Origin of the sequence: Ramlibacter pinisoli (assembly GCF_009758015.1) — a bacterium.
Lineage (GTDB): Bacteria > Pseudomonadota > Gammaproteobacteria > Burkholderiales > Burkholderiaceae_C > Ramlibacter > Ramlibacter pinisoli.
Window position 1 is genome coordinate 1,066,834 of the sequence record NZ_WSEL01000003.1, and the last position, 17,842, is coordinate 1,084,675.

A 17,842-nucleotide genomic window follows, 5' to 3' on the forward strand; every position below is an offset into this window, starting at 1 on the left:
GGCAGTTTACGGTCGCGCCGCGGGCGTCCCTAGGGAACGGCCAGCTCGATGAGGAAGGGGCCGGCCGTGGCCATCGAGCGTTCGAACAGCGCGTTGAACTGGTCCATCGTCGCCGCCACGCCGGAGGCGACGCCGAAGCCGTTGGCGAGCTGGTCCCAGCGGATGTCCGGCTGCCCCAGGCTGAAGAGCGCCGACGCCGCGGGACCGGCCGTGGCCCGCACCCGCCGCATCTCGTCGTGGAGGATGGCGTAGCGCCGGTTGGAGAAGATGACGGTGGTGACGTCCAGCCGCTCGCGCGCCTGCGTCCACAGCGCCTGCACGTTGTACAGCGCGGACCCGTCGGCCTGCAGGACGACGACGCGCCGGCCCGCGCCCGCGACCGCGGCGCCCGTGGCCACCGGCAGCCCCATGCCGATCGCGCCGCCGGTCAGCTGCAACCAGTCGTGCGCGGCGGCATCGAGCGTGCCGTCGAACACCGCACGCCCGAAGCTCACGCCTTCATCGACGACGATCGCGCCGGGCGGCAGCAGTGCGCCCAGCGACCGGGCGAACGCCTGCGGGCTCACGTCGCCCGCTGCGGGTGACGGCCGCTCGCGCCGCGGGGCATCGACCGTGGCGGCGCATCCCAGGCGCTCGGCCAGGCGGCCGAGTGCGCACACCACGTCCTCCTCGGGCGCCGCGACCAGGGCCACGTGCAGGCCGGGCGGTTCGGGCCGCTGGTGGCCGTCGGGCCCGGCGAACGCGAACACGGGCCGGCGCGCGCCGACCAGCAGCAGGCGGCGCACGCCGGCCAGCAGCCGGGTCGCCGGCTCGGGCGCGTAGGGCATGCGCCCGATCCGGGGGGTGCCGTCGCCGCGCGCCATGCGCGCGACGGTCGCTCCGGCGAGCAGCCGGGCGCCGGTCCTCTCGGCGATGCGCGCGGCGAGCGCAAGCCCGGGGCCGTGCAAGGCATCCTGCCCCAGCAGGAGCAGCGTGCCCTCGCCTTCGAGCGCGCAGGCGGCGGCATGCGCGAGCCGGTCGTCGGGCACCCCGGCGCGGGGCGGGACGGGCTGCGGCGCGGCGACCTGCGCGCCTTCGTCCCAGCAGACGTCGGACGGAAGGACCAGGCTGGCGATGCGCCCGCCGCCGGCGCGTGCCGCGGCGACGGCGCTGGCGGCGTCGGGCGCGACGGCGCACGCGTCGAGCGACGTGCGGGTCCACGCCGACACTGTCTTCGCGAGGGCTTCGGTGTCGGCGGCCAGGGGCGGATCCAGCGGACGGTGGTGGTGCGCCTGGTCCCCGATGAGGTTGAGCACCGGCACGCCGGCGCGGCGCGCGTTGTGCAGGTTGGCCAGCCCGTTCGCCAGCCCGGGGCCGCAGTGCAGCAGCGTGGCGGCGGGCTTGCCGGCGATGCGCGCGTAGCCGTCGGCCGCCCCGGTGGCGACGCCCTCGGCCAGCGCCGGGATCGCCCGCAGGCCGGGCACCTCGTCGAGCCCGGCCACGAAATGCATCTCGCTCGTGCCGGGGTTGGCGAAGCAGGTGTCGACGCCTGCCGCCACCAGCGTGCGCAGCAGCGCCTGTGCGCCGTTCATTCGAGCTTGATGCCCGCCCGCGCGACGACGGATTTCCAGGTGTTGATCTCGTTTTCCAGCAGCCTGGTGAACTGCTCGGGCGTGTTCGGGAACGGCGGCATGCCCCGCTCCTCCAGCTGCCTGGCCATGTCGGGCTCGGCCAGGATGGCGACCACTTCGTCGTGCAGGCGGCTGACGGTGGCGGCGGGGGTGCGGGCCGGCGCGAACAGGCCGATCCAGCCCGGCACGCCCATGTTGCGGATGCCGGCTTCTGCCAGCGTCGGGATGCTGGGAGCGAACGCCAGGCGCTGGCTGTTGACGACGGCGAGCGCCTTCATCTTGCCGGCCTTGACCTGCGGCATGGCGACGAAGGCGTTCTCGAACATGTACTGCACGTTGCCGGCGAAGAGGTCGGCCCAGGCGGCCGGACCGCCCTTGTAGGGGATGTGCGTGGAGTTGATGCCGGCGACGTAGTTGAGCTGTTCGCCGTACAGGTGGTTGGTGGTGTTGTTGCCGAAGGACGCGTAGTTGATCTTGCCCGGGTTGGCCTTCGCGTACGCGATGAACTCGGCCAGCGTGTTGGCAGGCACCTGGGTGTTGGTGACGAGCATGAGCGTGGAGGACACGACCGTCGTGATCGGAGCGAAGTCCTTCAGCGTGTCGTACGGCACGTCGCGCACGGTCGCCTGCGCGAGCGCCATCTCGGACGGGGCGCCCACGAGCAGGGTGTAGCCGTCGGGGTCGGAGCGGGCCACCGACTGGGCGCCCAGGCGGCCGCCGGCGCCTGGCCGGTTCTCGACGACCACCGGCTGGCCCAGCCGCCGCGCGAGGCGTTCGGAAATCTGCCGCGCGGTCGTGTCGGCGCTGCCCCCGGGCGGGTAGGCCACGACGATCTTCAGGGGTTTGTTCGGCCAGCCCGGCTGGGCGAACGACGGGCCGCAGGCGACGGCGGCGGCGCCGAGCAGGATGGCGCGACGGGAGAGTGCGGCGCGGGCGTGGAAGGCGTTGCCCGTCGGTTCCGGCTTGAATGTGTCCATGGCTGTCGAGGAGGGGGATTGATGATTAGAGGAGGCGCCGGTCAGCACGACAAGCATCGAATCGATCCGTTTGCGTTCTGTCTTCGAGAACGGTAGCGTGCCGAATCCGTGCTTCTTGACAGCAAGGTTCGTTCCTACAGTGCCGGTATCGTTCTTGCTGAGTGGCCCCCATGAGCATCCCCATCCTCGATCTGCAGGGCGCACTGTCCCGGGGCGGTCCACGCAGTGCCGAGGTGGCACGCCAGCTGCGCGCAGCCGCCGTCGGCTCGGGCTTTTTCTACGTGCGCAACCACGGCGTCGCCGCGCAGCAGGTGGCGCGCCAGTTCGAGCTGGCCCGGCAGCTGCTGGAAGACGTGCCGCCGGGCACGCGCGAACGGCTGGACATGAAGAACTCGCCGACCCTGCGCGGCTACGAGCGCCTGGGCGCCCAGACGCTGGACCTGGACGCGAAGCCGGACCTGAAGGAAAGCTTCTATTGCGGCATGGCGTATCCGGCCGACCATCCCTACGTGAGGGCCGGCTACCAGACCTACGGCGGCAACCAGTGGCCGGCGCAGGTGCCGCAGGCGCCCGCGGTGTGCGAGGCGTACATCCGCAGCCTGCTGGCCCTCGCGCGCCGCCTGATGCAGTTGCTGGCGCTGTCGCTCGCACTGCCCGAGGACTACTTCGACGGCACGAGCGAGAGCCCGATGGTCACCCTGCGGATGCTGCGCTATCCCGCGCATCCGCCCGACGCGGACCAGCACACCTTCGGCGCCGGCGCGCACACCGACTGGGGCGCCATCACCATCCTGGCGCAGGATTCACATGGCGGGCTCGAGGTGTGCATGCCCGACGGCACCTGGGCCGACGCCACGCCCATCGACGGCTGCTTCGTCGTGAACCTGGGCGACATGATCCCGCGCTGGACCAACGGCCTGTACCACTCCAATCCGCACCGCGTGCGCAACCGGCACTCGTCGGGCCGCCCGCGGTTTTCGGTCCCCTTCTTCTACGAGCCGGACTACATGGCCCGCATCGAGGCCGTGCCCGGCACCGTCCCGGCCGGCGAGCAGCCGCGGTTCACGCCCTGCACGGCCGGCGAACACCTGGCCGAGATGTACCGGCGCACCTACGGCAAGCCTGCGGAGGGCACCCCGGCATGAGGGTGAACTTCAACCTGTTCTGCCGCGACATCGAAGCGCAGATGGCCTTCTACCGCGACGTGCTGCAGCTGGCCGAACGCACCGAGCTGCGCTCGCCCCTGTACCGCGCACTGGCGGCACGCGACGTCGAGATCGGCTTCAATGCGCCCGGTGCGTACGAACTGCTCGGCCTGGGGCAACGGCGCCCGGACCAGCGGGGGCCCGCCCCCGTCACCGGCTACGCGACCTTCATGGCCGAGTCGCCGGCCGCCGTCGACGGCGCCGCGCAGCGGGCAGCCGAGCGCGGCGCGACGGTGGTGAAGGCGCCGTACCGCACGTACTACGGCGACTGGCAGGTGGTGCTGGAAGATCCAGAAGGCAACGTGTTCCGGGTGGGCGCGAAGGCCGACTGAAAGCGGGTCGCGCCTGGCGCCTAGTTCGCGAACGGGTTGGCGAAGACGAACATCATCGCCACCCCGACGCCGATCAGGAAGTTGGCGTCGATCAGGCCCGCCAGCAGGAACATCTTCACCTGCAGCGGTTCCATCAGCTCGGGCTGGCGCACCGCGCCCTCGATGAAGCGGCCGCCCATGGTGCCGATGCCCAGGCAGGCGCCGATGGCGCCCAGGCCGATGATCAGGCCGCACGCGAGGGCGATGAGTCCGGTGTCTGTCATGTGGAACCTCCTTGTGGTGGCTCCATGCTCGCGCGCTCAGGGAAGGCGGGCAATGACCTGGGAGGTAACGGCCGCCAGGTCGGCGGGCGCGACACGATCGGGCGCGAGTTCCGCCAGCGGCAGCAGCACGAAGGCGCGCTGGCGCATGCGCGGGTGCGGCACCGTGAGCGCCGGGCTGGCGATCGACGCCTGCCCGTACAGCAGCAGGTCGAGGTCGAGCGTGCGCGGCGCATGGTGCCAGGGCCTTTCGCGGCCGGCCGCCTGCTCGATCGCCTGCAGGGCGGCCAGCAGCGCGGGCGCGCTGAGCGTGGTGCGCAGCGCGGCGACGGCATTCACGAAGTCGGGGCCGCAGGCGTCGACCGGCGCGCTGCGGTAGAGCGACGAGCGCCCCACCAGCGCGGTGCCGGGCAGGCGGCCGAGCGCGTCGAGCGCCGCGCGCACCGCCGCGGCAGGGTCACCCAGGTTGGCGCCCAGGCCGACGAAGGCCGCGACCGGCTCGCGGCCCATGCTCACTGCGCCGGCGGTTCGGCCGGCCGCTCGCCCGCCCCGGCCGCGCCGCCACCCGCGGCACCGGCCGGCTTGCGGCGGCGGCGGCGGCGCTTGGCCGGCACGGCGCCCGGCTCGGCATCGATGTGCTCGCCTTCCTCGGCGGGCGCCACGTCCGCCGGTTCGCCGGAGGAAGCCGGGCGCTCGGCCGGCGAGGCCTTCTCCTGCGGCTTGACCACCCGCACCCGGCGCGCGCCCTTGTGCTGCTCCTGGCGCACCTGGACCAGCAGGTCCTCGCGCCCGGCGTCGCTGGCGACGCTGAACTCCTGCCACCAGTCGGCCAGCACGACGTCGACCTCGCCGGCATCGGCACGCAGGCGCATGAAGTCGAAGCCGGCGCGAAAGCGCGGCTGCTCCACCAGGCTGAACGGCGAGCTGCCGGTGCGCTTCTCGAAGCGCGGCTGCATCATCCAGATCTCGCGCATGTCGGCGGCCAGCTTGCCGCGACCGGAGACGTCGCCGATGCGGGCGTTGAAGACGTCGTCGATCGCGTCCTGCAGGGCCGGGAACGGGTGCTGCTTCTGCTCCAGCCGCCCGGCCCAGCCGTCGCGCACGTCCGACCACAGCACGCTGGCGAGCAGGAAGCTGGGCGCGACCGGCTTGCCCTCCTGCACGCGGCGGTCGGTGTCCTGCAGGGCGGCGCGCACGAACGGCTGGTCGGCCCGCTCGACCACCAGGTCGAGCAGCGGGTAGATGCCGGTGGCCAGTTCCAGGCCGCGCAGCTGCTCGATGGTGGCGACCGCATGCCCGGTCTGCAGCAGCTTGAGCATCTCGTCGAACAGCCGGCTCTGCGGCACGTCGGCCAGCAGGCCCAGGGCGGGCTTGAGCGCCGCGCCGGTCTTGGGTTCGAGCTTGAAGCCGACCGGCGACAGCTTGGCCGCGAAGCGCACGGCCCGGATGATGCGCACCGGGTCCTCGCGGTAGCGCGAGACCGGGTCGCCGATCATGCGCAGCATCTTCTTGCCGGAGTCCTTGATGCCGCCGTGGTAGTCGACCAGGGTCTGGGTCTCCGGGTCGTAGTACATGGCGTTGATGGTGAAGTCGCGCCGGGTCGCGTCCTCTTCCTGCGGACCCCACACGTTGTCGCGCAGCACGCGCCCGCTGGCGTCGACGGCGTGCTTCATGCCGGCGAGCTCGGAGCGGCTGGTCTTCTCGTTGCCGGCCACCGTCTCGGCGGCGGCGTTGTCCATGTAGGCGCGGAAGGTCGAGACCTCGATCACCTCGTGCTCGCGGCCGCGGCCGTAGACGACGTGCACGATGCGGAAGCGCCGGCCGATGATGAAGGCGCGCCGGAACAGGCCCTTGACCTGCTCGGGCGTGGCGTCGGTGGCGACGTCGAAGTCCTTGGGACGCAGGCCCAGCAGCAGGTCGCGCACGGCGCCGCCGACGATGTAGGCCTGGTGTCCGGCTTCCTTGAGCGTGCGCACCACGTTGACGGCGCGCTCGTCGACCAGCGACGGGTCGATGCCGTGCTCCTGCGGTCCGATCTCCTGGCGCTTGCCGAATTTCGGCTTGCGGCCGGCGCCGCCGCCCAGCAGCGACTCGATGAATTTTTTGATCATGGGTGGGGGGAGAACAGGTTCAGGATACGCCAGCCGCGCTCGCGGGCCAGGGCGCGCAGGCGGTCGTCGGGGTTGGTGGCCACGGGGTGGTCCACCTGCTCCAGCAGCGCCAGGTCGTTCATGGAATCGGAATAGAAGGTGGCCTCGACGCCGGCCCAGTCCAGGCCGCGGTCGGCCAGCCACTGCCCGACGCGCACCGCCTTGCCCTCGCGGGTGGATGGCACGCCGTCGATCTCGCCGGTGATCCAGCCGTCGCCATCGCGGGCCAGCCGCACCGCGATGAGCGTCTCGACGCCGAAGGCGCGGGCGATGGGTTCGGTGACGAACTCGTTGGTGGCGGTGGCGATGACGACGGTGTCGCCTGCCCGCTGGTGCGTCTGCACCAGCTCCAGCGCCTCGGGCCGCAGCGCCGGCGCGATGACCTCGGCCATGAAGCGCTCGCGGGCGGCCAGCGCCGCCTCCCGGCCCTGCAGCCGGATGGCCTCGGTGGCGAAGCGCACGTAGTCGTGGACGTCGAGCGTGCCGGCCTTGTAGTGCTCGTAGAAGGCGTCGTTGCGCTGCTTGAAGACCACCGGGTCGGTCCAGCCGATGGCCTGCGTGAACTCGCCCCAGGCGTAGTCGGAGTCGATCGGCAGCAGGGTGTGGTCGAGGTCGAAGAGGGCCAGCCTCAGCTTCTTATGCATACGCAGGCCGCTTCGGGGGGAACCGTCTCTTCATTCGTTTTCCAGCATCGACCTGATCAGCGGGATGGTGATGGCGCGCTTGGTCTGCAGCGCGTAGGCATCCAGCTGGTCGAGCAACTGCATCAGGTGGCCCAGGTCGCGCGAGAAGCGCGTGAGCATGAAATCCATCACGTCGTCGCCGAGGAACACGCCGCGCGCGTCGGCGGCCTGGCGCAGCACGGCGCGGCGTTCCGGGTCCGACAGCACCTGCAGCTGGAACACGTGGCCCCAGCCCAGGCGCGTGCGCAGGTCCTCGCGCAGCTGGAGGTCGGCCGGCGGCAGCGCGCCGGCCGCCAGCACGCCGCGCTGCAGCGCCTGGCAGCTGACGAACCAGGCGAAGGCCGCGTGCTGCTGCACCGCGGTGTACAGGTGGACGTCGTCCATCAGCACCACCGCCCAGCGTTCGTCGAACGACGGCGGCTCCAGCATCGAGGCATCGAGCCAGCCGACGCGCGCGCCCTGCTCGCGCAGGGACTCCAGCACCGCCTTGAGCAGGTGGGTCTTGCCGCTGGCCGACGGCCCCCACAGGTAGGTGGGCACCGGCGACCGCGTCGGGCTGCCGGCCCACAGCTTCAGGTGGGCCAGCGTCGGCTCGTTGGGGCCCGGGCAAAAGCTCTCCAGCGTGGGCGCACGGGCCAGCGCAATGGGAAGGGTGAGCTGCTTCATCATCCTTGGTAAAGGCGGCTTGCCAGGTAACCCGATCGCACGCGCCGGATGGCGACCAGCAGCACGGCGCTGGCCGGCAGCGCCACCAGCACGCCGACGAAACCGAACACCTGGGCGAACGCGAGCAGCGCGAAGATGACGGCCAGCGGGTGCAGCCCGATGCGCTCGCCCACCAGCCGCGGCGTGAAATAGAAGCCCTCCACCAGCTGCCCGGCGCCGTAGACGACCGCCACCATCACCAGGGCCTTGGCCGAGGCGAACTGCAGCAGCCCGGCCAGCAGGGCCAGCACCAGCCCGATGCCGAAGCCCAGGTAGGGCACGAACATCGCCAGCCCGGTGAAGATGCCGATGGGCAGCGCCAGGTCGAGGCCGAACAGCGCGAGGCCGACCGAATAGAACACCGCCATGATCAGCATCACCAGCAGCTGGCCGCGCAGGTACTGGCCGAGCACCTGGTCGGCCTCGTGCGAGAACGAATCGACGCCCGGGCGCGCCCGCGGCGGCACCAGCTCCAGCACGCGGACCACGAAGCGGTCCCAGTCGAGCAGCAGGTAGAACAGCGCCACCGGGATCAGGACCGCGTTGAACAGCAGCGTGAAGGCCAGGCTGCCGCCGACCTTGAGCGAGGACAGCAGGTGCAGCAGGGCCTCCTCGTAGTTGACCTCCAGGTATCGCAGGATCTGGGCCTTGAGGCTGGCCACGTCCAGCGCGACGTGGATGCCGAACTGCGCCAGCCAGGGCCGCACCGTGGCATCCAGCCAGTCGAACAGGGCCGGCAGCTGGTCGCGCATCAGCGGGATTTCCTTGGCCAGGATGGGCACCACCATGAAGAACAGCGAGACCAGCGCCAGCACGAACAGCAATTCGACCACCACCGCCGCCACCGCGCGCGGCAGCCGGCCCCGGGCCTCGAGCCGGTCGACCAGCGGCGTGAGCGCATAGGCCAGCACCGAGCCGACCACGAACGGCGTCAGCACCGGCCCCAGCGCCCGCAGCACCAGCACTGACAGCAGCGCGATCAGCGCCCAGGTGGCGACACGTTTCTGGGTGGGTGTGAATTGCATCCGGGGGGTCGGTGGGGCGGGGACGGCGGATGGCCGCCGGTAAAATCCCTCAAATTCTATCGGGCGCCCTGCAGGGCCTGCCCTTGCCGCCCATGAGCCACTCTCCCCTCTCGTACAAGGATGCCGGCGTCGACATCGATGCCGGCGACGCGCTGGTCGAGCGCATCAAGCCGCTGGCCAGGAAAACCATGCGCGACGGCGTGCTGGCCGGCATCGGCGGCTTCGGCGCCCTGTTCGAGGTGCCCAAGCGCTACAAGGAGCCGGTGCTGGTGAGCGGCACCGACGGCGTGGGCACCAAGCTCAAGCTCGCGTTCGAGTGGGGCATGCACGACACGGTGGGCATCGACCTGGTGGCCATGAGCGTCAACGACGTGCTGGTGCAGGGCGCCGAGCCGCTGTTCTTCCTCGACTACTTCGCCTGCGGCAAGCTCGACGTGGACACGGCCGCCCGCGTGGTCGGCGGCATCGCGCGCGGCTGCGAGCTGTCGGGCTGCGCCCTCATCGGCGGCGAGACGGCCGAGATGCCCGGCATGTACCCGGCCGGCGAGTACGACCTGGCCGGCTTTGCCGTCGGCGCGGTCGAGAAGTCGAAGATCCTCACCGGCCGCGACGTGCGGCCGGGCGACGTGGTGCTGGGGCTGGCCTCCAGCGGCGTGCATTCGAACGGCTTCTCCCTGGTGCGCAAGTGCATCGAGCGGGCCGGCGCCGCCCTGCCCGCCACGCTGGACGGGCAGCCGTTCCGCGATGCCGTGATGGCGCCCACCCGCCTGTACGTCAAGCCGGTACTGGCAGCGCTGGCGCAGCACCCGATCAAGGCGCTGGCCCACATCACCGGCGGCGGCCTGCTGGAGAACATCCCGCGCGTGCTGCCCGAAGGCACGGCGGCCCACCTGCGCGCCGGCAGCTGGCCGCGCAGCGAGCTGTTCGCCTGGCTGCAGCAGACGGCCGGCATCTCCGACTTCGAGATGAACCGCACCTTCAACAACGGCATCGGCATGGTGGTGGTGGTCGCCGCCGCCGAGGCCCAGGCGACCGCCGCCACGCTGCGCGCGCAGGGCGAGACCGTGCACGAGATCGGCGCCATCGCGGCGCGCGGCGACGGCGCCCCGGTCGTCGTCGCCTGACGGCCCCATGGGGACCGGGTCCGGCGCCCCCGCCCCCCGCCTGCCCCGCGCCATCTGGGCGCTGGGCTTCGTCAGCCTGCTGATGGACGTCTCGTCCGAGCTGATCCACAGCCTGCTGCCGGTCTTCATGGTCACCACGCTGGGCACCAGCATGCTGGCGGTCGGGCTGGTCGAAGGCGTGGCCGAGGCCACCGCGCTCATCGTCAAGGTCTTCTCGGGCGCGCTGTCCGACCACCTCGGGCGCCGCAAGCCGCTCGCCTTGCTGGGCTACGGCCTGGGCGCACTCTCCAAGCCCCTGTTCGCACTGGCCAGCACCACCGGGATGGTGGTGACGGCCCGCCTGGTCGACCGCATCGGCAAGGGCATCCGGGGCGCGCCGCGTGACGCGCTGGTGGCCGACCTGGCACCGCCGGCGATGCGCGGCGCCGCCTTCGGCCTGCGCCAGTCGCTGGACACCGTCGGCGCCTTCCTCGGCCCGGTGCTGGCGATCGGGCTGATGCTGCTGTGGGCGGACGACTTCCGGGCCGTGTTCTGGGTCGCGGTCATCCCGGCCGTGCTGTGCGTGGCGCTGCTGGTGGTGGGGGTGCGCGAGCCCGAGCCCCGCGGCGGCCCGCGCCGCTCCAACCCGATCCGGCGCGACAACCTGCGCCAGCTGTCGGGCGCCTACTGGTGGGTGGTGGCGGTCGGCGCGGTGTTCACGCTGGCCCGCTTTTCCGAGGCCTTCCTGGTGCTGCGCGCGCAGCAGGGCGGACTGCCGGTCGCCTGGGCGCCCGCGGTGCTGATCGCCATGAACGTGGTCTACGCGGCCGGCGCCTACCCGTTCGGCCGCCTGGCCGACCGGCTCGACCAGCGCCTGCTGCTCGCCGCCGGCCTGCTGCTGCTGGTGGTCTCGGACCTGCTGCTGGCGGCGGCCGGGGCCGGGCCGCTGCTGTGGGCCGGGATCGTGCTGTGGGGCCTGCACATGGCGATGACCCAGGGCTTGCTGGCCACCATGGTGGCGGCCACGGCGCCGGAGCACCTGCGCGGCACCGCCTTCGGCCTGTTCAACCTGGCCAGTGGCGTGGCGCTGCTGGTGGCCAGCGCGCTGGCGGGCTGGCTGTGGGACCGCTGGGGGCCGGCCACCACCTTCCTGGCCGGCGCCGCCTTCAGCGTGCTGGCGCTGGCCGGGCTGCTGGCGCGGCGCCGGCCGGCGTGACGTGATCGGACCCCGGGGCCCCGGGACGGCCCTCGCGGGCGCGCCGGCCTAGCTGTTCTGGGCGCGGCGCAGGTCGGCCACGCGGTCGGCGATGGCGTCGATGTCGAGCGAATCCTGCGCGTGGATGAGGTAGGTCTCGAGGTCGAGCACGGCCAGCGCGGCGTGGCCCTGCTCGGCATGCGCGAGGCCGCGGTCGCGGTACTCGGCCCAGGCGTCCGGCAGCAGGATGAGCAGGCGGTCCTGGACGGCGATGAGCCGCTGCCAGTCCTCCTGGGCGCGGTGGATCTCCTTGAGGTTGCGCAGCATGCGGGCGATGACGTCGCGCGGCGGCGCTGCCTGCAGGTACAGCCCGAGCGGCACCTCGAAGTCGTCGATCAGCCCGCTGCGCCGCTTGTACGGCTCGAGGCGTTCGGACAATTCCTCGCGCGACAGCGACTGGCCGGTGAACGGATCGATGACGACCTGGCCCTTGGGCAGGTTCACCTTGACCATGAAGTGCCCCGGGAAGCACACGCCACGCGCATGCAGTCCCAGCCCCTGGGCCAGCTCGATCCACAGGATGGCCAGCGAGATCTGGATGCCGCGCCGCGTGCGCAGCACGACGTTGAGGTAGCTGTTGTCGGGGTCGCAGTAGTCGTTGACGTTGCCGCCGAACGAGAGGTCTCGGAAGAAGAACTGGTTGAGCGCGCGCAGCCGCTGCAGCGGGGCGGCGTCGGCCGGCAGGCGGCGTTTCAGGCGGGCGAGCAGCTGGTCGACGTCGCCGAGGACCTGCTGGACGTCGAGGTCGGGATATTCGTCCTGGGCGATGCAGGCGGCTGCCTCGAGCAGCGGGAAATGGTCGTCGTCCTGGACCAGAGTACGGAAGTAGTCCAGCGTGCTCGGGACTTCGAGGTTCAGCGCCATGTGGTTCGTTGTAATGGACCCGCACGGCAGCGTCAAGGCGACCCCGGCGTGCCTTTACCAGCGCGTGACGAATTGCCTCAGTTGCAAGCCTGCGGCCCAGAGCGCGGCGAAGTAGATGGCGGCGGCGGCGACCAGCAGCCCGGCCAGCAGGGCCGCGCGGTGCAGCGGCTCGGCGCGCAGCCCGATCCAGGAGAAGCTGCTCGCGCCCCAGAGGAGGAACAGCGTGAGCAGCACGGTGGCGGCGACCACCTGCAGCAGGAAGCGCCACCAGCCCGGCGAGGGCGTCCAGCTGCCGCGCCGACGCAAGCCCAGCAGCAACCAGCCCGCATTGAGCAACGCGCCCAGGCCGATCGACAGCGCCAGTCCGGCATGGCGGAACAGCGGCACGAACGCAAGATTCATCAGTTGCGTGAGAACCAGCACGGCCACGGCGATGCGCACGGGCGTCTTCATGTCCTGGCTGGCATAGAAACCCGGTGCCAGCACCTTGATGCCGACCAGCCCCATCAGGCCGACGCCGTAGGCACCGAGGGCGACGGACACCTGCAGGACGTCGGCGTCGCGGAAGGCACCGTAGTGGAACAGGGTCGCCACCAGCGGCTGCGCGAAGACCAGCAGCGCGACCGACGCCGGCATGGCCAGCAGCACCACCAGCCGCAGCCCCCAGTCGAGCATGGCCGAGTAGCGATCGGCGTCGCCGGCCCCACGCGCCGACGCGAGCTGGGGCATGAGCACCACGCCGAGCGCGACGCCCAGCATGGCGGTCGGGAACTCCATCAGCCGGTCGGCATAGAACAGCCAGGTGACGCTGCCGCTGGGCAGGTGCGAGGCGATCTGGGTGTTGATCAGCAGCGAGATCTGGGCGACGCTGACGCCCAGCAGCGCCGGGCCCATCATGCCGACGATCTGGCGCACGCCGGGATCGGCCCAGGCGGCCTTCAACCGCGACCAGGTGAGCCCGATGTGCGGCAGCAGGCCGATGCGGCGCAGCGCCGGCACTTGCACGGCGAGTTGCAGGACACCGCCGACCATCACGCCGCCCGCCATGGCGTAGATCGGCTCGATGCCCAGCGACCGGAACCAGGGTGCGCCGAACCAGGCGGCGAGGATCATCGCCAGGTTCAGCAGCACGGGCGTCGCGGCCGGCACGGCAAAACGTTTCCAGGTGTTGAGGATGCCGGCCGACAGCGCCACCAGCGACATGAAGCCGATGTAGGGGAACATCCAGCGCGTCATGACGACGCCGGCCTCGAACGCGCGCGGCTCCTGCTGCAGGCCGCTGGCCAGCGCATAGACCAGCAGCGGCGCGGCCAGCACTCCCAGCGCGCAGGTGGCCAGGAGCACCCAGGCCAGCACGGTGGCCACGTGGTCGACCAGGACCCGGGTGACCTCCTCGCCGCGCTGCTCGCGGGTGTGCGCCAGCGCCGGCACGAAGGCCTGGCTGAAGGCTCCCTCGCCGAACAGGCGCCGGAACAGGTTGGGGATGCGGAACGCGACGTTGAACGCGTCGGTCAGCGCGCTGGCACCGAAGAAGGCGGCCATCAGCAGGTCGCGCAGGAGCCCGGTGATGCGAGAGGCCAGCGTCAGCGCGGAGACCGTGGAAGCGGCTTTGAACAGGCTCACCGTCCGAGTGTAAGCGGCTCAGCCAGCCGAGCCTGCCCGATCGCTTACAATGGAGGGCTTTGCTGGCATCATCCTCGAACACCTAAGGAACACACCATGGCATCTGCCAAACCCAAGAAGAAGAACCCGCGCCTGGCGTCGGGCCGCAAACGCGCCCGCCAGGACGTCAAGCTGAACGCCGCGAACACCTCGCTGCGCTCGAAGTACCGCACCGCCGTGAAGAACGTCGAGAAGGCCGTCGCCGCTGGCGACAAGGCCAAGGCGACCGACCTCTTCGCGAAGGCCCAGAGCATCGTCGACATCGTCGCCGACAAGGGCATCTTCCACAAGAACAAGGCCTCGCGCGACAAGAGCCGCCTCGCGGCAAAGGTCAAGTCGCTGGCCACGGCGCAAGCCGCCGCCTGACCTCCGGGTCACCCGCCCGGGCTTCCCCGAAGCCCGCCGTTTGAACCGGGTGCGCTGCCAGCAAAAGTGAAAAACCGCCTTCGGGCGGTTTTTTCATTGGTGGGGATGCGAGGCCGGGATGAGGCGGCCGGCCCTGGACGCTCAGCCTTCGATGTCGCGCACCTGCAGGTCGTTGTCGCGGGCGAAGTTCATCACGAAATCCCAGGCCATGACGTCGTGGGCGCGCAGGTCGCTGTGGACCACGACGGCCTTCACGCCCTCGGCGGTGCGCGGCACGCACCAGGGGGAATAGCTGAGGTGGCTGCCGGGCTGCGCGCCGCCCGGCCGGAACGGGCTCATCACGCCCGCCAGCCGCTCGGCCCAATCGCTCGGCCGGAAGGTGCGGCCATCACGGGTGATGCCCAGGATGAGGATTTCTCTGGTGCTGCTGGAGACCATTCGGTGCTGGTGTGGGAGAGCATTGCAGCCGGGGATCGCCCATGCTGCATTGCACAAGTATTCTATCTTATATAAGAGTTGAGCCAGCCTTCCCCGCCGCGGCCGCACCCTGCCCCGCTTCATCGCAGTGATGCGCAATCGTCAACCAGGCAGGGCAGGCGGTGTGCCTAGAATCGGCCCTCAACGGCTCACGCGTTGAGCCGATTTTTTTTCCCGCGCCGCATCCGACGGCGCGCAGCCCAAGGAGAAGCAGCCCATGGCCCTGATCGAGCCCGCGTCGCCCCACGTGATGAACACCTACGGCCGCGTGCCCGTGGCCCTGTCGCACGGCCAGGGCGTGCGCGTGTGGGATGTCAACGGCAAGTCCTACCTCGACGCCCTGGCGGGCATCGCGGTCAACACGCTGGGCCACAACCACCCCCGGCTGGTGCCGGCCCTGCAGGACCAGGTGGCGAAGCTCATCCATTCGAGCAACTACTACCACGTGCCCGGGCAGGAGCAGCTGGCCGCCAAGCTCACGCAGCTGGCCGGCATGACCAACGCCTTCTTCTGCTGCACCGGGCTGGAGGCCAACGAGGCCGCGATCAAGCTGGCACGCAAGTTCGGCCACGACAAGGGCATCGAGCGGCCGCAGATCGTGGTCTACGAGAAGGCTTTCCACGGCCGCAGCATCGCCACCCTGTCGGCCACCGGCAACGAGAAGGTGCAGAAGGGCTTCGGGCCGCTGGTCGAGGGCTTCATCCGGGTGCCGCTCAACGACATCGCCGCGCTGCGCGCCGCGACCCAGGGCAACAAGGACGTGGTGGCGGTGTTCTTCGAGACCATCCAGGGCGAGGGCGGCATCAACCCGATGCGCATCGACTACCTGCAGCAGGTTCGCAAGCTGTGCGACGAGAACGACTGGCTGCTGATGATCGACGAGGTGCAGTGCGGCATGGGCCGCACCGGCAAGTGGTTCGCCCACCAGTGGGCCGGCATCGTGCCGGACGTGATGCCGCTGGCCAAGGGCCTGGGTTCGGGCGTGCCGATCGGCGCGGTGGTGGCGGGCCCGCGCGCCGCCGGCATCTTCCAGCCCGGCAACCACGGCACCACCTTCGGCGGCAACCCGCTCGCCATGCGGGCGGGCATCGAGACCATCCGCATCATGGAGGAGGACGGCCTGCTGGAGAACGCCGCCAGCATCGGCGGCTTCATCCGCGAGGCGCTGGCGCGCGAACTCGGCGGCCTGCCGGGCGTGCGGGAGATCCGCGGCCAGGGCCTGATGATCGGCATGGAGCTCGATCGCCCCTGCTCGGTGCTGGTGAACCGGGCCGCCGACGCCGGGCTGCTGATCAGCGTCACCGCCGACACGGTGGTGCGCCTGCTGCCGCCCCTGATCTACACCCGCGCCGACGCCCAGGAGTGCCTGGACATCCTGGTCCCGCTGGTGAGGGCTTTCCTGGCGGAGTGACCATGCCGATCCAGCACTACCTGCAGTTCACCGACCTCACGGCCGGCGAGTACGCCTGGCTGTTCGAGCGTGCGGCCGTCATCAAGCGCAAGTTCAAGGCCTACGAGAAGTACCACCCGCTGGCCGACCGCACGCTGGCGATGATTTTCGAGAAGGCCTCGACCCGCACCCGGGTGAGCTTCGAGGCCGGCATGTACCAGCTGGGCGGCAGCGTGGTGCACCTGACCACCGGCGACAGCCAGCTGGGCCGCGCCGAGCCGATCGAGGACAGCGCCAAGGTGATCAGCCGCATGGTCGACCTGGTGATGATCCGCACCTTCGGCCAGGACAAGATCGAGCGCTTCGCGGCGCACTCGCGCGTGCCGGTGATCAACGGCCTGACCAACGAATTCCACCCCTGCCAGATCCTGGCCGACATCTTCACCTTCCAGGAGCACCGCGGCTCCATCCGGGGCAAGGTGGTCGCCTGGGTCGGCGACGGCAACAACATGGCCAACACCTGGCTGCAGGCCGCCGAGCTGCTGGGGTTCACCGTGCACCTGAGCACGCCCAGCGGCTACGAGGTCGACCAGGCGGTGGCCGGCGTGCGCAGCCGCGACAGCTACAAGGTGTTCAAGGACCCGATGGACGCCTGCCGCGGCGCCGACCTGGTGACCACCGACGTCTGGACCAGCATGGGCTACGAGGCCGAGAACGAGGCCCGCCGCAAGGCCTTCGCCGACTGGTGCGTCGACGAGGACATGATGAAGGTGGCCCGCCCCGACGCCCTGTTCATGCACTGCCTGCCCGCCCACCGCGGCGAGGAAGTGGCCGCCGAGGTGATCGACGGCACCCAGTCGGTGGTGTGGGACGAGGCCGAGAACCGGATGCACGTGCAGAAGGCACTCATGGAGTACCTGCTGCTCGGCAAGGTGTCGGGCTGACGCCCGGCCGCTTCAGTGCGCCGGTGCCGGCCCCATGGGCACGCCCCCAGGTTCGAGCGGGATGGCGCCCAGCTTGACCAGCCGCGATTCGATGGCCCAGCGCGTGCGCCCCAGCGCGGCCGCCAGGGCCTTGGTGGGCGTGCCGGCGTCGAAGCCCAGGCGCAGTTGCTCGTCGTCTTCGGCGCTCCAGGGCTTGCCGGTGTTGGCGGGCCGCTCGCCGCGCGAGCGCCGCGGCGCCGGCGCATCGGCGGCCGCCTCCAGCGCCTGCGACACGGTGAACAGCGCACGGATGACGGGCGGCTCGTTGTACGGGCTGTCGGGGGGCATCACTTCCCCGGAGACGGGGTGGATGCCCTGCGCCAGCGTGTCGAGGATGGCGCGTGCGGTCTGCAATTCCATGGTCGATTCCTTTCACGAAAAGACTGGATGGACATCCAGTTTCCCCACAACGCGGCGCCTGGCGCGCCGTTGACAGCATGAGCGAGCCACATCCCTGTCTTTCGTGCGGTGCCTGCTGCGCGAGCTACCGCGTCGACTTCGCCGTCTACGAACTCGACGACATGGGCGGCCACGTGCCGGCCGGCCTGGCGGTCGAGGTGAACGGCAGCACCTGCCGCATGCGCGGCACCGACCACGTCCCCATCCGTTGCGCCGCGTTGCAGGGCAAGGTCGGCGAGAAGGCGTCCTGCGGCATCTACGAGTGGCGGCCGAATCCCTGCCGCGAGCTCGAGCCCGGCAGCCATGGCTGCGAGAAGGCGCGCGTGCGCCACGGGCTGCCGCCGTTGCCGCCGGTGATCTAGCCAGCGGGGAAATTTCGGCGGTGTTGGTGGCAAC

The 17,842-nt window shown here is 71.0% G+C and carries 20 protein-coding genes; 8 read left to right on the forward strand and 12 right to left on the reverse strand.

From position 1 onward, the window contains the following. Positions 1 to 29: 29 nt before the first annotated feature. Together GON04_RS06310 and GON04_RS06315 are read right to left on the reverse strand one after the other, a co-directional pair. Positions 30 to 1,571 (reverse strand): acetolactate synthase large subunit, encoded by a 1,542-nt coding sequence (locus GON04_RS06310; protein ID WP_157397090.1) that lies wholly within the window; start codon positions 1,569 to 1,571, stop codon positions 30 to 32. Then, a complete protein-coding gene (locus tag GON04_RS06315; RefSeq protein WP_157397091.1) occupies positions 1,568 to 2,587 on the reverse strand; it encodes a Bug family tripartite tricarboxylate transporter substrate binding protein in 1,020 nt (339 codons plus the stop codon). Before GON04_RS06315 ends, GON04_RS06310 begins: the two co-directional genes overlap by 4 nt. A gap of 170 nt (positions 2,588 to 2,757) precedes the next feature. On the opposite strand from GON04_RS06315, the gene GON04_RS06320 reads away from it, so the two are divergent. Both GON04_RS06320 and GON04_RS06325 read left to right on the forward strand, forming a co-directional pair. After that, a complete protein-coding gene (locus tag GON04_RS06320) occupies positions 2,758 to 3,732 on the forward strand; it encodes an isopenicillin N synthase family dioxygenase (protein ID WP_157397092.1) in 975 nt (324 codons plus the stop codon). Further along, positions 3,729 to 4,124: a VOC family protein gene (locus GON04_RS06325; RefSeq protein WP_157397093.1), complete on the forward strand. Its 396-nt coding sequence runs from the start codon at positions 3,729 to 3,731 to the stop codon at positions 4,122 to 4,124. The genes GON04_RS06320 and GON04_RS06325 overlap by 4 nt, the downstream gene beginning before the upstream one ends. A gap of 20 nt (positions 4,125 to 4,144) precedes the next feature. Here GON04_RS06325 and atpE read toward each other — a convergent pair whose 3' ends face one another. The 6 genes from atpE to GON04_RS06355 are packed head-to-tail and all read right to left on the reverse strand — an operon-like array spanning position 4,145 to position 8,947. Further along, complete coding sequence (gene atpE, locus GON04_RS06330) at positions 4,145 to 4,387, reverse strand: F0F1 ATP synthase subunit C (protein WP_157397094.1); 243 nt, start codon at positions 4,385 to 4,387, stop codon at positions 4,145 to 4,147. A gap of 36 nt (positions 4,388 to 4,423) precedes the next feature. Then, complete coding sequence (folK, locus tag GON04_RS06335; protein WP_157397095.1) at positions 4,424 to 4,894, reverse strand: 2-amino-4-hydroxy-6-hydroxymethyldihydropteridine diphosphokinase; 471 nt, start codon at positions 4,892 to 4,894, stop codon at positions 4,424 to 4,426. A gap of 2 nt (positions 4,895 to 4,896) precedes the next feature. After that, the gene (pcnB, locus tag GON04_RS06340; RefSeq protein WP_157397096.1) at positions 4,897 to 6,495 is read right to left on the reverse strand and encodes a polynucleotide adenylyltransferase PcnB; all 1,599 of its coding nucleotides are present in this window, start codon (positions 6,493 to 6,495) and stop codon (positions 4,897 to 4,899) included. After that, complete coding sequence (locus tag GON04_RS06345; RefSeq protein ID WP_157397097.1) at positions 6,492 to 7,178, reverse strand: HAD family hydrolase; 687 nt, start codon at positions 7,176 to 7,178, stop codon at positions 6,492 to 6,494. The genes pcnB and GON04_RS06345 overlap by 4 nt, the downstream gene beginning before the upstream one ends. A gap of 30 nt (positions 7,179 to 7,208) precedes the next feature. After that, the gene (gene hda / locus GON04_RS06350) at positions 7,209 to 7,883 is read right to left on the reverse strand and encodes a DnaA regulatory inactivator Hda (RefSeq protein WP_157397098.1); all 675 of its coding nucleotides are present in this window, start codon (positions 7,881 to 7,883) and stop codon (positions 7,209 to 7,211) included. Next, positions 7,883 to 8,947 (reverse strand): AI-2E family transporter, encoded by a 1,065-nt coding sequence (locus GON04_RS06355; protein ID WP_157397099.1) that lies wholly within the window; start codon positions 8,945 to 8,947, stop codon positions 7,883 to 7,885. Before GON04_RS06355 ends, hda begins: the two co-directional genes overlap by 1 nt. Positions 8,948 to 9,039: 92 nt before the next feature. On the opposite strand from GON04_RS06355, the gene purM reads away from it, so the two are divergent. Next, complete coding sequence (purM, locus tag GON04_RS06360) at positions 9,040 to 10,071, forward strand: phosphoribosylformylglycinamidine cyclo-ligase (protein ID WP_157397100.1); 1,032 nt, start codon at positions 9,040 to 9,042, stop codon at positions 10,069 to 10,071. A 7-nt stretch (positions 10,072 to 10,078) separates the two neighbouring features. Continuing rightward, entirely contained in the window at positions 10,079 to 11,266 is a 1,188-nt protein-coding gene (locus tag GON04_RS06365) for an MFS transporter (protein ID WP_157397101.1), read from the forward strand. A gap of 48 nt (positions 11,267 to 11,314) precedes the next feature. Here GON04_RS06365 and GON04_RS06370 read toward each other — a convergent pair whose 3' ends face one another. Further along, positions 11,315 to 12,169: a SirB1 family protein gene (locus GON04_RS06370; protein ID WP_157397102.1), complete on the reverse strand. Its 855-nt coding sequence runs from the start codon at positions 12,167 to 12,169 to the stop codon at positions 11,315 to 11,317. A 54-nt stretch (positions 12,170 to 12,223) separates the two neighbouring features. Next, entirely contained in the window at positions 12,224 to 13,792 is a 1,569-nt protein-coding gene (gene murJ / locus GON04_RS06375; RefSeq protein ID WP_181653916.1) for a murein biosynthesis integral membrane protein MurJ, read from the reverse strand. Between the two features lie 96 nt (positions 13,793 to 13,888). Between murJ and rpsT the strand changes: the two genes are divergently transcribed. After that, positions 13,889 to 14,197, forward strand: a complete 309-nt coding sequence (gene rpsT / locus GON04_RS06380; RefSeq protein ID WP_157397103.1) for a 30S ribosomal protein S20 — start codon at positions 13,889 to 13,891, stop codon at positions 14,195 to 14,197. A 141-nt stretch (positions 14,198 to 14,338) separates the two neighbouring features. On the opposite strand, the gene GON04_RS06385 is transcribed toward rpsT, so the two are convergent. After that, on the reverse strand, positions 14,339 to 14,635 hold the full coding sequence (locus GON04_RS06385; RefSeq protein ID WP_157397104.1) for a DUF3579 domain-containing protein: 297 nt from the start codon (positions 14,633 to 14,635) through the stop codon (positions 14,339 to 14,341). A 256-nt stretch (positions 14,636 to 14,891) separates the two neighbouring features. Here GON04_RS06385 and GON04_RS06390 point away from each other — a divergent pair, with 256 nt between their 5' ends. After that, positions 14,892 to 16,085 carry an aspartate aminotransferase family protein gene (locus tag GON04_RS06390; RefSeq protein ID WP_157397105.1) on the forward strand — a complete coding sequence of 398 codons (1,194 nt, stop codon included), beginning with the start codon at positions 14,892 to 14,894 and terminating at the stop codon, positions 16,083 to 16,085. A gap of 2 nt (positions 16,086 to 16,087) precedes the next feature. Beyond that, on the forward strand, positions 16,088 to 17,008 hold the full coding sequence (gene argF, locus GON04_RS06395; RefSeq protein ID WP_157397106.1) for an ornithine carbamoyltransferase: 921 nt from the start codon (positions 16,088 to 16,090) through the stop codon (positions 17,006 to 17,008). A 12-nt stretch (positions 17,009 to 17,020) separates the two neighbouring features. Here argF and GON04_RS06400 read toward each other — a convergent pair whose 3' ends face one another. Further along, positions 17,021 to 17,407, reverse strand: coding sequence for a hypothetical protein (locus GON04_RS06400; protein ID WP_157397107.1), 387 nt, complete (start codon positions 17,405 to 17,407; stop codon positions 17,021 to 17,023). 77 nt (positions 17,408 to 17,484) lie between these two features. Between GON04_RS06400 and GON04_RS06405 the strand changes: the two genes are divergently transcribed. Next, entirely contained in the window at positions 17,485 to 17,808 is a 324-nt protein-coding gene (locus GON04_RS06405) for a YkgJ family cysteine cluster protein (RefSeq protein ID WP_157397108.1), read from the forward strand. Positions 17,809 to 17,842: the final 34 nt, after the last annotated feature.